This window comes from Klebsiella sp. HMSC25G12, assembly GCF_001807705.1.
GTDB lineage: Bacteria > Pseudomonadota > Gammaproteobacteria > Enterobacterales > Enterobacteriaceae > Klebsiella > Klebsiella variicola.
In genome coordinates this window covers 166844-180152 of record NZ_KV789927.1, presented here as the reverse complement: position 1 = coordinate 180152, position 13309 = coordinate 166844, and the positions used below count along the sequence as shown (strand labels likewise).

General features: G+C 57.3%; 14 protein-coding genes. 4 read left to right on the top strand and 10 right to left on the bottom strand.

Annotation, left to right across the window (positions count from 1 at the left end; genetic code table 11):
* The first annotated feature begins 55 nt into the window (after positions 1–55).
* The gene (locus HMPREF3096_RS27480) at positions 56–772 is read left to right on the top strand and encodes a response regulator transcription factor (protein ID WP_012542345.1); all 717 of its coding nucleotides are present in this window, start codon (positions 56–58) and stop codon (positions 770–772) included.
* Positions 769–2241, top strand: a complete 1473-nt coding sequence (locus HMPREF3096_RS27475; RefSeq protein ID WP_012542344.1) for a sensor histidine kinase — start codon at positions 769–771, stop codon at positions 2239–2241. The genes HMPREF3096_RS27480 and HMPREF3096_RS27475 overlap by 4 nt, the downstream gene beginning before the upstream one ends.
* Before the next feature lie 83 nt (positions 2242–2324).
* On the opposite strand, the gene artJ is transcribed toward HMPREF3096_RS27475, so the two are convergent.
* The 7 genes from artJ to yahO form a co-directional block, all read right to left on the bottom strand.
* Entirely contained in the window at positions 2325–3056 is a 732-nt protein-coding gene (artJ, locus tag HMPREF3096_RS27470) for an arginine ABC transporter substrate-binding protein ArtJ (RefSeq protein ID WP_008805821.1), read from the bottom strand.
* 184 nt (positions 3057–3240) lie between these two features.
* The gene (artM, locus tag HMPREF3096_RS27465) at positions 3241–3909 is read right to left on the bottom strand and encodes an arginine ABC transporter permease ArtM (protein WP_008805822.1); all 669 of its coding nucleotides are present in this window, start codon (positions 3907–3909) and stop codon (positions 3241–3243) included.
* Complete coding sequence (gene artQ, locus HMPREF3096_RS27460; RefSeq protein ID WP_002896386.1) at positions 3909–4625, bottom strand: arginine ABC transporter permease ArtQ; 717 nt, start codon at positions 4623–4625, stop codon at positions 3909–3911. Before artQ ends, artM begins: the two co-directional genes overlap by 1 nt.
* 6 nt (positions 4626–4631) lie before the next feature.
* Positions 4632–5363 carry an arginine ABC transporter substrate-binding protein ArtI gene (gene artI / locus HMPREF3096_RS27455; RefSeq protein WP_002896390.1) on the bottom strand — a complete coding sequence of 244 codons (732 nt, stop codon included), beginning with the start codon at positions 5361–5363 and terminating at the stop codon, positions 4632–4634.
* Positions 5364–5383: 20 nt separating this feature from the next.
* The gene (gene artP, locus HMPREF3096_RS27450) at positions 5384–6112 is read right to left on the bottom strand and encodes an arginine ABC transporter ATP-binding protein ArtP (protein ID WP_032729852.1); all 729 of its coding nucleotides are present in this window, start codon (positions 6110–6112) and stop codon (positions 5384–5386) included.
* 226 nt (positions 6113–6338) lie between these two features.
* Positions 6339–6854: a lipoprotein gene (locus HMPREF3096_RS27445; RefSeq protein WP_012968629.1), complete on the bottom strand. Its 516-nt coding sequence runs from the start codon at positions 6852–6854 to the stop codon at positions 6339–6341.
* 254 nt (positions 6855–7108) lie between these two features.
* Entirely contained in the window at positions 7109–7381 is a 273-nt protein-coding gene (gene yahO, locus HMPREF3096_RS27440) for a DUF1471 family periplasmic protein YahO (RefSeq protein WP_008805825.1), read from the bottom strand.
* Positions 7382–7743: 362 nt separating this feature from the next.
* Here yahO and HMPREF3096_RS27435 point away from each other — a divergent pair, with 362 nt between their 5' ends.
* The gene (locus HMPREF3096_RS27435; protein ID WP_032739411.1) at positions 7744–8883 is read left to right on the top strand and encodes a GGDEF domain-containing protein; all 1140 of its coding nucleotides are present in this window, start codon (positions 7744–7746) and stop codon (positions 8881–8883) included.
* Between the two features lie 31 nt (positions 8884–8914).
* Positions 8915–9745 (top strand): N-acetylmuramoyl-L-alanine amidase, encoded by an 831-nt coding sequence (locus tag HMPREF3096_RS27430; protein WP_008805827.1) that lies wholly within the window; start codon positions 8915–8917, stop codon positions 9743–9745.
* Here the strand turns inward: HMPREF3096_RS27430 and HMPREF3096_RS27425 are convergent.
* The 3 genes from HMPREF3096_RS27425 to ltaE all read right to left on the bottom strand — a co-directional run bounded on the left by HMPREF3096_RS27425 (position 9742) and on the right by ltaE (position 13297).
* A complete protein-coding gene (locus tag HMPREF3096_RS27425) occupies positions 9742–10755 on the bottom strand; it encodes an NAD-dependent epimerase/dehydratase family protein (RefSeq protein ID WP_032729856.1) in 1014 nt (337 codons plus the stop codon). The two genes, HMPREF3096_RS27430 and HMPREF3096_RS27425, sit on opposite strands and share 4 nt — an antisense overlap.
* 87 nt (positions 10756–10842) lie before the next feature.
* The gene (locus HMPREF3096_RS27420) at positions 10843–12285 is read right to left on the bottom strand and encodes an SDR family oxidoreductase (RefSeq protein ID WP_032729857.1); all 1443 of its coding nucleotides are present in this window, start codon (positions 12283–12285) and stop codon (positions 10843–10845) included.
* Between the two features lie 10 nt (positions 12286–12295).
* Complete coding sequence (gene ltaE / locus HMPREF3096_RS27415; protein WP_023297312.1) at positions 12296–13297, bottom strand: low-specificity L-threonine aldolase; 1002 nt, start codon at positions 13295–13297, stop codon at positions 12296–12298.
* Positions 13298–13309: the final 12 nt, after the last annotated feature.

The window sequence follows — 13309 nt, the reverse complement described above, 5'->3', positions numbered from 1 at the left end:
GCTGAAATCAGGTAAGCTTGGCGCTGCATGTTTTGTTATTGGTGGGGGGAATCTAATGGCCAAAACCATTCTGCTGGTGGAAGATGACGAGGATATTGCCACGCTGCTGCGGCTCAATCTTCAGGATGAGGGCTATCAGATTGTGCATGAAGCCGACGGCGACCAGGCCCTTGTCCAGCTGGAAAAGCAGGTCTGGGATGCGGTGATCCTTGATTTGATGCTGCCTGGCGTCGATGGTCTGGAGATCTGCCGGCGTATCCGTCAGATGACCCGCTACCTGCCAGTAATTATCATCAGCGCTCGCACCAGCGAAATGCACCGCGTGCTGGGCCTGGAGATGGGCGCCGATGATTATCTGGCGAAGCCCTTTTCACTGCTGGAGCTTATCGCCCGCGTCAAAGCGCTGTTTCGTCGCCAGGAGGCGATGGGGCAGAACCTGCTGATGGACGCTGGGCGCCTGTCCTGCCATGGCCTGAGCATCGATCCGCTGTCGCGCGAAGTGAAGCTGCGCGGCGAGGTGGTGGACCTGACGCCGCGCGAATTCGATCTGCTCTATTACTTCGCCCGCCATCCCGGTGAGGTGTTTTCGCGGCTGGCGCTGCTGGAGCAGGTCTGGGGATATCAGCACGAGGGCTATGAGCACACGGTTAATACCCATATCAACCGCCTGCGCAGCAAAATCGAACGTGACCCGGCGGAGCCGGACATTATTCTTACCGTCTGGGGTAAAGGCTATAAATTCGCCCCGATGTCGCAAGAGGTCGCCCCGTGATCCGCCGCCTGAGCCTCAGCCAGCGGTTGGCGCTGGTGGTGGTCTCCCTGCTGATGCTGTGCGCGGCGGCGGTATGCGCCGTTCAGTTACACAGCAGCGCGCAGTATGGCAACGCCATGGTGCAGCGCCTCTCCGCCGGGCTGGCTCAGCAGATTGTCGCCCGCGAGCCGCTGCTGGACGCCCACGGCGGGGTCAACCGGCAAACCCTGAAGTCGTTGTTCGACCGCCTGATGACCTTTAACCCCAGCGTGGAGCTCTATCTGCTGTCGCCGGATGGCGACCTGCTGGCCGATGCGGCGCCGCCGGGACATATCCAGCGCCAGCGTATCGATATGGCGCCAGTGCAGGCTTTTCTCACCGGCAGTGCGTCGCCGGTGTATGGCGACGATCCACGTAGTCTCGACGGACGAAAAGTCTTCAGCGCCGCTCCGCTGCGCGTCGACGGGCAGCTGCGCGGCTACCTGTATATCATTTTGCAGGGAGAGACCTTTAATCAGCTGGCGGCCGACGCCTGGCAAAAAACGCTGTGGAGCATTGTTCTGTGGACGCTGCTGCTGGTGGCCCTGTTTGGCCTTCTGACAGGGGGGCTGGCATGGTTCTGGGTCACCCGGCCGGTCCGCCAGCTCACCGCCCAGGTCGCGGCGAGCGGCCAGGACAGCATCAGCGCCATCAAAACTCTGGCGGCCCGCACGCCGGAGCCCCTGCCTGGTAACGAGGTGGCGGTGCTCGAGAATCGCTTTATTGACCTTGCGCAGCAGATAGCCGGCCAGTGGGATCGGCTGGCCGACAGCGACCGCCAGCGCCGCGAATTTGTGGCCAATATCTCCCATGATTTGCGTACGCCGCTCACCTCGCTGCTGGGATATCTGGAAACGCTGACGCTGAAGGATGAACGGCTGACCGCCGAGGAGCGCAGGCAATATCTCACCATCGCCCTGCGTCAGGGCAACAAAGTGCGCCATCTCTCGCAGCAGCTGTTTGAGCTGGCGCGACTGGAGCACGGGAGCATTAAGCCGCAGCGCGAGCGTTTTGCGATGGGGGAGCTGATCTCCGATGTCGCGCAGAAGTTTGAATTAACTGCCCGCACGCGCGAGGTGAACCTGCGTATTGATGTGCCGGGACCGCTGCCGCTGATTAACGCCGATGTGTCGATGATTGAGAGGGTGGTGACCAACCTGCTCGATAACGCGATGCGGCATACGCCCGTCGGCGGGGAGATCCGTCTGGCGGTCTGGCAGGAGGATCAACAGCTCCAGGTGGAAGTGGCCGACAACGGAACGGGCGTCGATGCCGCGCTGCGCGACGATCTGTTCCAGCGGCCGTCGGCGTTGTCTACCCAGGCATCGCGGGAGGATCGCGGCGGGTTAGGGCTACTGATTGTGAAACGAATGCTGGAGTTGCACGGGGGCGGTATCAGACTGGTGGAGTCGGTAAGCGGGGCGCGGTTCAGGTTCTTCGTGCCACTTTAAGACATTGCCGGATGGCGGATACGCCTTACCCGGCTACGGGGGAAGAGTAGGCCGGGTAAGCGCAGTGCCACCCGGCAAAAAATTTACTCCGGGAACCACTGGTTGCTGATTTTCTGGTAGGTACCGTCGGCCTTAATCGCTTTCAGCGCGGCGTTCAGTTTCTCCAGCAGCGCCTTGTTATCCGGGCGCACGGCAATGCCGAGTCCGGTGCCGAAGTATTGCGGATCCGTCACTTTCGGCGTGGCTGCGCCCAACTGCGGGTTGGTTTTCAGCCACTCGTTGACCACTGCGGTATCGCCGAACACGCCGTCGATACGGCCATTTTTCAGATCGATAATCGCATTCTGGTAGCTGTCATAGGCGACGGTCTTCACCTCAGGATGTTTATCCTGCAGATATTTCTGATGGGTGGTGCCGTTTTCCATGCCGATCCGTTTGCCTTTCAGGTCATCGAAGGAATGGAACGCGTCTTTTTTGGCGATCACCAGCGCCGAGTTGGCGTAGTACGGGTCGGTGAAGGCCACCTGCTTGCTGCGTTCCGGCGTAATATCCATTCCGGAAATCACCGCATCATATTTCTTGAACTTCAGTGCCGGGATCAGGCTGTCAAAAGCGTGGTTGGTAAAGGTACATTCTGCCTGCATTTGTTTGCACAGCGCTTTGGCCAGGTCGAGATCGAAACCAACAATCTGATTATTGGCATCCATCGATTCAAACGGCGGATAGGTTGCGGACACGCCGAAGCTGATTTTCTCTGCGGCGGCAGCGCCGAAGGTGAACGTGGTGAGCAGTGCAGCCAGAACTAACTTTTTCATCGTGGAACTCCCGTCTGTCAATCTTATGATTATTCGCCGTGTCTGCGGCATAGAGTGACAATGCCATTAAATGAATTTATATGCAATAAATATGATTAAATATTTTTAATGCCATAGAAAAAGACGGACAGGTGTTAGACTTGTCCGTCTTGTTGTCTGCTTTTTATGCAATAAGGCTCAGGCGCTAGTTACGTCGCTCGAAGGCCAGCGCTTTACGTTCCACCAGGCGCATCAGCAGCGTCAGCAGTCCGTTGACGATGAGATAGATAATCCCGGCGGCGCCGAACACCATCACGTCGTAGGTGCGTCCGTACAGCAGCTGGCCGTGGCCCATTACTTCCATCAGGGTGATGGTGTAGGCCAGAGAGGTACTCTTGAAAACCAGCACCACTTCGTTGGAATAGGACGACAGCGCACGCTTAAAGGCATACGGCAGCAGGATCGCCAGGGTATCCTTTTTACTCATCCCCAGTGCGCTGCACGACTGCCATTGCCCGTCGGGGATCGCCCGGATGGCGCCATAAAACAACTGAGTGGTGTAGGCGGCGCTATTGAGCGACAGGGCGATCAGAGCGCACAGCCACGGTTCAGAGATAAGATGCCACAGCCACGGATAATCCTGCAGCGAAGGAAACTGTCCGGGGCCGTAGTAAATCAGGAAGATCTGCACCAGCAGCGGCGTACCGGTAAACAGGGTGATATAGCCGCGGACTATCCACACCAGCCCCGGCGTCTTCAGCGTCAGGATAATGGTAAAAATCAGCGACAGGATCAGCGCCACGATAATCGACGCCACGGTCAGCGTCAGGCTGGTATGAAGCCCTTTCAGCAGTTCGGGTAAGTAGTCGAGCATCAGCCTGGTCTCCGTTCGAAGCGCGTCGCACGCTGGTCAATCCGCTTAAGGATGTATTGACTCAACAGGGTGATGACGAGATAGATTGCCGCCGCAATGATATACCAGTTAAAGGGTTCCTGAGTGCGGGTGGCGATGCTTTTGGTCTGCAGCATCAGATCGTTGACGCTGATCAGGCTCACCAGCGCGGTGTCCTTCAGCAGCACCAGCCACTGGTTACCGAGGCCAGGCAGAGCATGGCGCCACATCTGCGGCATCACCAGACGGAAGAATATAGCCGCTTTCGACAGCCCCAGCGCCTGGCCGGACTCCCACTGACCCTGCGGAACGGCTTTCAGCGCGCCGCGCAGCGTTTGCGAGGCGTAGGCGGCATACAGCAGCGACAGGGCGATCGCCCCGCAGAGGAACGGACTGACGTCAAAGTTCTCAATCTGCATCTGCACCGGGATCTGCGTGAACCCGAGCGGGATGGTAAAACCGTCAGAGAGCGTCAGCAGCAGCTGGGAAGAGCCGAAATAGATAAACAGCACCACCAGAATTTCCGGTAGTCCGCGCAGGATGGTCACAATGCCGGTTGCAAGCCAGGCTACCGGGCGCCATTTCACTGACTCCAGTACCGCAAAGAGCATCGCCAGGACCAGGCCGATGACGAGCGCGCAAACGGCAAGGCCGACGGTCATCCCGGCGGCGCTTGCTAATGGAAAAATTTCGTTCATTCAGTCTTACTTCTGGAACCATTTGTTATAGATGGTCTGGTAAGTGCCGTCTTTCTTCACTTTTTCCAGCGCAGCGTTAAATTTCTGCTGCAGATCGGTGTTGCCCTGACGCACGGCAATGCCCAGCCCGGTGCCGAAATAGGCTTTGTCGGTCACTTTGTCGCCCACGGCCGCCAGCTTCGGATTGCTCTTCAGCCATTCGGTGACCACGGCGGTATCGCCAAAGACCGCGTCAATACGACCGTTCTGCAGGTCCAGCTTCGCATTCTGGTAGCTGTCGTAAGGAACGGTAGTAATTTCCGGATGTTTATCGGTGATGAATTTCTGGTGGGTGGTGCCATTCTGCACGCCCACTTTTTTGCCCTTCAGCTGGTCAATGCTGGTGAACTTACCCTGCTGACCGACGAACAGCGCCGAGTTGTCATAATACGGGGTAGAGAACAGCACCTGCTTTTCACGCTCCGGCGTGATGTCCATCCCGGCCATGACCGCGTCGAAACGGCGGAATTTCAGTCCCGGGATCAGGCTGTCAAAGGCCTGGTTGGTAAAGGTACAAGTGGCATCGATCTCTTTACACAGCGCGTTCGCCAGATCGACATCGAAACCGACGATCTGGTTGTTGGCGTCCACCAGCTCAAACGGAGGGTAGGAGGCCTCGGTGGCGAAACGAATGGTCTGCGCGGCGGAAGCGGAGAGGCTCATGCCTGCGAGCAGGGCGGCTATCAGTACTTTTTTCATCGTCATTTCCCCGAAGAACATCAATGTGAAAGATAGTTTTTAAACGCGTCAGTTTGCGGATGCGTGAAGCAGGAGGCATCCCCTTGCTCGACGATATGGCCATTTTCCATATACACCACCCGGCTGGCCGTCTTGCGCGCCACTTCAACTTCGTGGGTGACGATAACCTGGGTGATGCCGGTTTCAGCCAGCTCGCGAATGATGCTGACGATCTGAGCCGTGATTTCCGGGTCAAGCGCCGCGGTAGGCTCATCGAACAGCAGGATCTGCGGCTCCATCATCAGCGCGCGGGCGATAGCCACACGCTGCTGCTGGCCGCCGGATAAATGCAGCGGGTAGCGATCGCTGTAAGGCTTCAGACGCAGACGCTCCAGCAGTTTCTCTGCGCGAGCCAGCGCCTGATCCTTGCTTAACCCCAGTACGCGGCAGGGGGCTTCGATCAGGTTCTGCTGTACCGTCAGGTGCGGCCACAGGTTGTATTGCTGGAAGACCATGCCGACGTTCTGACGCAGCTCGCGAATCGCTTTATCGGACGGCGCTTTGGTGAAGTCGAATTGGTTGCCGGCGATGGATAACGAACCGGACCGCGGCATCTCCAGCAGGTTGAGTACGCGTAGCAGCGAGCTCTTCCCGGCACCGCTGGGGCCGAGCAGCACCAGCGTTTCCCCCTGCGGGCAATCCAGCGTGATGTCGAACAGCGCCTGGTGTGCGCCGTAGAAGCAATTAATGCCGTTTAGTTTAATACTCATCTGGGCAGTCTGATACGAATAGCTATTGAGGCCGCAAATACTACCTTTGGCAGAATAGTTATGCAATATTTATGCGTTAAAAGTTAAATCTAAACCACGTTTAGCTTTAAAGTTAGCACAAAATATGGCCTGGTGGGTGAGGGGGGCGCAAATGTCGGCATTCCTGGGGCGAATACCGACATTTTACCGGGGTTATCGTTTCAGCGGGGTGGCTTCAACTCCGGAATCAGCGTTTCTCCAGACTCTGTCGCAGCGTCCCGGCTGGCGCATGGCTGTTGTTGCCGAGATAGCGGACGTCATCGACAGCCCAGCACTGGCCTTCCTGGATCATCAGCACTTCATCTTTCCAGCTCTGGGTGCCCTGTTTCAGTTCGACGCGCAGCGGAATATTGCGCGCATCACGGTTCGGGATGGTGGAGGCGCTGGCGACCACGGCGCTGTCTGCTGGGGTGCTGCTGCTGGAGAACGGGTTAGCCTGCAGCAGTTTGCTGTTGGCCGGATCCTGGCGGGCGTCATTGAGTAACTGCGCCAGTCCGTCGCTCAGATAGGGGCGCAGCGCCGCCGGATCCTGAGTGCGGTTCTGGATCTGAGTGTCATAGAATTTTTGCGCTACGTCGTCAGGGCCGCCTTCGACACAGGGGCCGCTGCGGGTACCATTATCTTTATAGGCCGGGGTGACGGTCGTACAGGCGCTGAGCGCCAGCGCGCAAGGGAGAAGTACAGCAAGAAGTTTGTAGCGCATGATGATTTCCTTATAAGCGAACTACGTTTTCAGTTTCCGTTAAAGCATAGCGTATAGCGTGCGGATTGTACTTGACGCAAAGAGCTAAGACCTTGATGTGACAACGGCCTTAGGGCAGGAAATCGACAATGAGCATCACCGAATGATATTCAGGCAGGAAAAACCAGGCGCCGTTTAAAAATAAACAGACTTTTTGGGCAAACAAGAAACATTACCCGGACAATAGGATAATGTTTCTTGAGATATAAGATTAATTACTTCTTCTTATAGATGTTAGCGGAGACGTGCAGTTTTTTATCGGTATTACCGGAAGAGAGCACGATAACGTCCGCGCCTTTTTCATCGGCCTTTTTAATCAGCTCTTCACGGGCATCGCTCGGCGCAGTCTGGCCGGTAGAGGAAATGGTGCCGATTTTGGTATATTGCGTATGGACCTTATTAAAGGCTTCTTTCGTTAAAATCTCAGCGGAGAAGGCGTTCGCCGTTAAAAACAATGCTGCACCTGCCACTAAAGCTGCATATTTCATATTTTTAGACTCCATTGTTTATTTTGCTATCATCATGCTCTTGTTTTAACTCACCAATGAGCGATTTCAGATTGTACTAACGCCGCTTTTTTTTCAAGCAAAATACTGCAATTTTATGACGATTAGTTAACGCTTTTTTAAAGAAAAGATGACGAGGTTCTCATTGATAATGCTTGCTTTTTTTTTGCGGAATGAACATTAAGGCGACGCAAGACCTTTTTTTACTGTGGTTAGCTGAAAATTAGCTGAGGCGCACGCAGGAGAAGGGGCCGGGACGCTGAAAGACATTCCCGGTAACATGGTTTATCATATAGAACAGCAGGGGCTGCACCCATGGTCATGCAGGTCACCAGGGAGATAAGATGTTAACAAATAAGCGAGAGCGGGCCCGGCAGCAGCGAGCCGCGTTGTGGGCCACCAAAGATAATGTTCAGCGCCATGCGCTGTCCATGAGTATGCCCTGGCTGGCCTTTGTCAATATCGCTTTTGCGTTAATGATTTTCTTCCGCAATTTTATCTTTACCTATTTTGATAAGAAGTTACTGACGCACCGGGCGGTTATTCCTTATATCGAAGTGGCGCTGATCGCGGTTATTATTATTTCGGCCATTTTAGTGATTATTGCCGTCACGCCGCGGCTGGCGCAGGGGCGATATACGCTGAATATCATCACCGGGCTGCTGCTGGCGCTCAGCCTGTGCTGGTCCCTGAGTAATTACTGTTTTATCTTTTTCTGGACCTTGCCCTTCGCCTGGCCGCTGCTGGTGATTTTAATGACCACCGGCCTCACCGCGCTCTATCACCACTGGCCCGGCATTATCGCCTTTATGCTCCCAATGTGGGTGACCGCCTTGCTGGCAGGGGTGCAGATTCACTATGACGGTGAATTTCGTTTTTTGACCTTATGGGCTATTTTCACCGCGATTTTGCTTTATGGACGGCGTATTCTGCAGCGCTGGTATGATGAAGCCTGGGATACGCATCAGGAAAATATGCAGCTTATCCAGCGGCTGGAAAGTATCGCTAACCGGGATGCCTTAACCGGAACGGCCAATCGCCGGGCACTGAATGCTTTTCTGGCGCAGCTCTGGGAGCAAAAAGCGCCGTTAGCGCTGATCATGATCGATGTCGATTACTTTAAGCGTTATAACGACCATTACGGCCATCAGGCCGGCGATGACTGCTTATCGTCTGTCGCGCAGGTGCTTAAAATGGCGGTGCGGGCTGAGGACGATTTGGTGGCCCGCTACGGCGGCGAGGAGTTTGTCGTGGCGCTGCCGGGGGTTTCCTTAGCGCACGCCACCGTCATTGCCGAGCGCATTCAGCAGAAAATCCACGACGCGGCCTTGCCGCATGAAGCCTCTGCGGTGGCGGCGGTAGTGACCGTCAGCATGGGCGTGGTGGCTTCCGACGGCACGGTCCCGATGGAGACGCTGATCGCCCGGGCGGACAGTGCGTTGTATCAGGCTAAAAATAAAGGACGTAATCAATGGTCTTATTAACCCGGCTCCACTGCCGGGCGAGGGAAAGGGGATGAAACGGATTGCGCAGGTCGCCCTGCTGGCGCTGCTGTTAACCGGCTGTGCCGGGGAAAAGGGAATTATCGATCGCGATGGATACCAGCTGGACACTCGCCATCCGGCGCAGGCGGCCTATCCGCGAATAAAAGTGCTGGTGATCCACTATACGGCAGACAATTTTGATGTTTCTCTGGCGACGTTGACCGATAAAGAGGTCAGCTCCCACTATTTAATCCCCGAGCAGCCGCCGCGTTATCAGCATAAACCGCGGATCTGGCAGCTGGTGCCGGAAGAGGATTTAGCCTGGCACGCCGGGGTGAGCTACTGGCGCGGCAGTACGCGTATCAATGATACGTCCATCGGCATTGAGCTGGAGAACCGCGGCTGGCAGAAGACGGCGGGCGTCAAAAGCTTTACCCCCTTCCACCCGGAACAGATAGCGGCCCTGATCCCGCTGGCGCGCGATATTATCACCCGCTACCACATCGCACCGCAGAACGTGGTGGCCCATGCCGATATCGCGCCGCAGCGTAAAGACGATCCGGGGCCGCTGTTTCCCTGGCAACAGCTGGCGCAGCAGGGGATTGGCGCCTGGCCTGACGAGCAGCGAGTGGCCTTTTATCTGAACGGACGGCCGGCCAGCGATCCCGTTGACCCAGAGGTGGTGCTGGATTTACTGGCGCGCTACGGCTATCAGGTGACGCCGGAGATGACCCCCGCGCAGAAGAAGCGGGTGATTATCGCCTTCCAGATGCACTTCCGTCCGCAGCGCTGGGATGGCGTAGCGGATGCGCAAACTGAAGCGATAGCCGAGGCGCTGTTAGAAAAATATGGCCAGGGTTAGCGGTGAAGTTTGCCGTGGTCGCGTAGCCAGGCGGCGGTACGCACAATGCCATCGTCAAGCGTCACCACCGGCTGATAGCCCAGTTCATCCTGCGCGCGGGTGATATCGAGCGTAAAATCAAAGTTAAGTTTGGAAACGCCGTAGTGGGTAAAGGCGGGCTCTTTGGCTGTTTTATCGCCAAAACGTTCCATGCTGCGGGCAATAATATCCAGCATCGGGTAGGGAACTGAGCGGATCCGGCACTTGATGCCCAGCTCGTCGATCAGTTTCTGCACGATGCTTCGCAAGGTGCGCGGTTCGCCGTTGCTGATATTCCACGCGCGGGCGGAAGGAAGATGATCGCAGGCCGACTGGCTCGCCAGCCACATCGCATGCACGGCGTTTTCATAATAGGTCATGTCGACCAGCGCGCTGCCGCCCCGCGGCAACAGGACGCTGCCATAATGCTGCATCATTTGCGCCAGCCGGGGAATAAAGACTTTATCGTGCGGCCCGAACAAGCTCTGCGGACGCAGAATGGTAAAACGGGTGTGCGGGTTGGCCTGCGCCAGCAGGTTGATCACCTCCTCGCTGGCCGCCTTGCTGCGGGCAAACTCGTTGGCGAAGCGATGCGGGCGGAAATCTTCCTGGATATCGCGATGGTGGTGATAATCGAAATAGAGCGATGGCGAAGAGATATGGACGAAATTGCGCACCCCCCATGCCACAGACCATTCGCCCAGACGGCGGGTGGCGCGGACGTTAGCGAGATCGAAAGCCTGCTGGGTGCCCCAGGGCGAGGTAAAACTCGAACAGTGCCACAGGGTATCGATATCGGCGAGCATCACTTTAGCCTGCGAAGAGACCAGCTCGGTTAAATCGGCCGGGATGAATTCTGCCCCCATTTTGCTCAGAAGCTTACCCATCGCTTCGTTGCGCCCGGTGGCTCTCACGCTGATGCCCTTATTGCGCAGATATTCCACTGCGTTGCGGCCTAATCCGCTGGTCGCACCGGTAACCAGTACCTTCATATCACTCTACTGTCCCAGAAAAGAATTTCGTGCGCATTTTTCCGTGATTCTCCCGACTATGCAATGAGAATCATGAAAGAATAATGCTTATCCTTGGTCTCTGCCTGAGATTTGTTCGGCCAGCCGGGCGATGCGTTGCGCCATACCGCGGAAAATAAACAGGTGCGCCGGGATCATCAGCAGCCAGTAGATCAGTCCGGGCATACCGTGCGGGTGCCACCAGGCGCGCACGTCCAGTTCGCGATGGTCGCCTTTATCGTTTATCGTAAAGCTTAACCGGCCCAGCCCCGGCGCTTTCATACCGAACAGCAGGGTGAGCTGTTTTTCTTCCTCCACGATAATTACCTTCCAGCTGTCGACCGTATCGCCGGTTTGCAGATAGTCGCGCTGCGGCCGTCCTTTGGCTAACCGATGGCCGACCAGCAGGTCCATCGCACCACGGGTTTTCCACAGCAGATTGCCGAAAAAATACCCCTCTTTACCACCGATTTGGTTAACGACCTGCCACAGGGCCTGGCGGTTCGCCTGGGTGGTGACGGTGCAGCCAGCCTGTTTCGGAAAGTAGCCGTACTCCGGTCGCCAGCGGGCGAAAGCCTGGGCGTCGTAGCCCCAGTCGCTGGAGTTTACCAGCTGCTCTTCTTCTTTCAGCGTGCGGTGAACCGCCTGATCGAAGGGGATCAGCGTTTGCGGGATCAGCGCTCGCAGCGCCCGGTCGTCGGCGATCAGATCGTGCTTCAGCCCCTGAATCAGCGCCCTGGCGATGGTAGGCGGCACCGAGGTGATAACGTTAAGAAACCACACTGAGATCCAGCGCGTCGGCAGGGGAATGGGAATGAGCGGGCGATGTTTACCGCTGACGGCCATAAAGTGGATAAACTGCTGCTGATAGCTTAACACCTCCGGACCGGCGGCTTCGAAGACGCGATGCGCGTTGGACGGATGATTCAGCAGCTCAACCAGGTCAAAGAGCAGATTTTCCAGGGCGACAGGGGTGGTACGCGAGCGTACCCAGCGCGGGGGAGTGAGCACTGGCAGGTTATAAACCATATCGCGCATCACCTCGAAGGCGGCAGAGCCGGCGCCGACGATAATCCCGGCCCGCAGTTCGGTCACCGGCACACCCGACTCACGCAGGACCTCACCGGTCACCTGGCGGGCGCGCAGATGGTCAGATTGCTCCTGCGCCGGGGCCTGTAGCGAACTGAGAAATATCACCTGGCGCACTGACGACTGACGCAGAGCATCGCGCACATGCGTGGCTACCCGGCGCTCATGGGCGATAAAATCGCCGCCTTCGCCCATGCCGTGGACCAGATAATAAAGGGTATCGATGCCGGCGAGCAGTGCAGGCAGAGCCTGCGGCTGATTAAGATCGACTGACCGGCAGGTGACGCCGGGCAAATCGAGCTTTTGCAGTCGGTCGATGTGGCGTGCCGCCGCCAGCACTGGATAACCCCGCGCGCTTAACTCGTGCACCAAATGCTGGCCAATATAGCCGCTGGCGCCGAGCACCAGAACCGATTGCGACACGCCTGACTCCTTAGCGCTGTAAAAAAGCCTGCCAGTGAGCGACCACCTCGCTCAGCTGCTGACGGTTGACATCCAGGTGAGTGACCAGACGGACAACAGGCGAGGCGTTAATCAACACGCCGCGCGCCTGCATAAACTCGCCGAGCGCCGGGGCCTGCGCTTCGCCAACGCGCACAAACAGCATGTTGGTATCATGGCGGGTGACGTCGGCGCCGATGGCGCGAAGCTGCTCCGCCATCCACGCGGCGTTGTCATGATCCTCCTGCAGGCGCTGTACGTTATTTTTCAGCGCGTACAGCCCGGCAGCGGCCAGTATGCCCGCCTGGCGCATGCCGCCGCCGACCATTTTCCGCCAGCGGATAGCACGGCGAATGTATGCCTCGCTGCCCAGCAATAGCGAGCCTACCGGGGTGCCAAGCCCCTTTGACAGGCAGATGGTGAAGGAGTCGCAGTACTGAGCGATATCACGCAGTTCGCAGCCGTAGGCCACTACGGCGTTAAAGATACGCGCGCCGTCGACGTGCAGCGCCAGGTCGCGCTGGCGGGTAAACGCCCAGGCTTCCTGCAGATAGTCGCGCGGCAGCACCTTACCGTTGTGGGTGTTTTCCAGGCTCAGCAGGCGAGTCGGGGCAAAATGGATATCGTCGGGTTTGATTTTCGCCGCCACTTTATCCAGCGGCAGCGAACCATCCGCCGCGGCGTCAATCGGCTGTGGCTGAATACTGCCGAGTACTGCCGCACCGCCGGCTTCGTACAGATAGTTATGCGCCCCCTGGCCGACGATATACTCTTCGCCGCGCTGGCAGTGGCTGAGCAGGCCAACGAGGTTGGCCTGGGTGCCGGTGGGCAGAAAAAGCGCCGCCTCTTTGCCGGCGAGGTCGGCGGCATAGCGCTGCAGTTCATTGACGGTAGGGTCGTCGCCATACACATCGTCCCCGACCGGGGCGGCCATCATGGCCTCCAGCATGGCGCGCCCGGGACGGGTAACGGTATCACTGCGTAAATCGATCACGGCTTTTCCTTG

What these genes read in the sequence shown, in the direction of transcription:
- HMPREF3096_RS27480 (WP_012542345.1), top strand. Translation starts at nt 56, where the DNA reads ATGGCCAAAACCATTCTGCTGGTGGAAGATGACGAGGATATTGCCACG.
- artJ (WP_008805821.1), bottom strand. Translation starts at nt 3,056, where the DNA reads ATGAAAAAGTTAGTTCTGGCTGCACTGCTCACCACGTTCACCTTCGGC.
- artM (WP_008805822.1), bottom strand. Translation starts at nt 3,909, where the DNA reads ATGCTCGACTACTTACCCGAACTGCTGAAAGGGCTTCATACCAGCCTG.
- artQ (WP_002896386.1), bottom strand. Translation starts at nt 4,625, where the DNA reads ATGAACGAAATTTTTCCATTAGCAAGCGCCGCCGGGATGACCGTCGGC.
- artI (WP_002896390.1), bottom strand. Translation starts at nt 5,363, where the DNA reads ATGAAAAAAGTACTGATAGCCGCCCTGCTCGCAGGCATGAGCCTCTCC.
- artP (WP_032729852.1), bottom strand. Translation starts at nt 6,112, where the DNA reads ATGAGTATTAAACTAAACGGCATTAATTGCTTCTACGGCGCACACCAG.
- HMPREF3096_RS27445 (WP_012968629.1), bottom strand. Translation starts at nt 6,854, where the DNA reads ATGCGCTACAAACTTCTTGCTGTACTTCTCCCTTGCGCGCTGGCGCTC.
- yahO (WP_008805825.1), bottom strand. Translation starts at nt 7,381, where the DNA reads ATGAAATATGCAGCTTTAGTGGCAGGTGCAGCATTGTTTTTAACGGCG.
- HMPREF3096_RS27435 (WP_032739411.1), top strand. Translation starts at nt 7,744, where the DNA reads ATGTTAACAAATAAGCGAGAGCGGGCCCGGCAGCAGCGAGCCGCGTTG.
- HMPREF3096_RS27430 (WP_008805827.1), top strand. Translation starts at nt 8,915, where the DNA reads ATGAAACGGATTGCGCAGGTCGCCCTGCTGGCGCTGCTGTTAACCGGC.
- HMPREF3096_RS27425 (WP_032729856.1), bottom strand. Translation starts at nt 10,755, where the DNA reads ATGAAGGTACTGGTTACCGGTGCGACCAGCGGATTAGGCCGCAACGCA.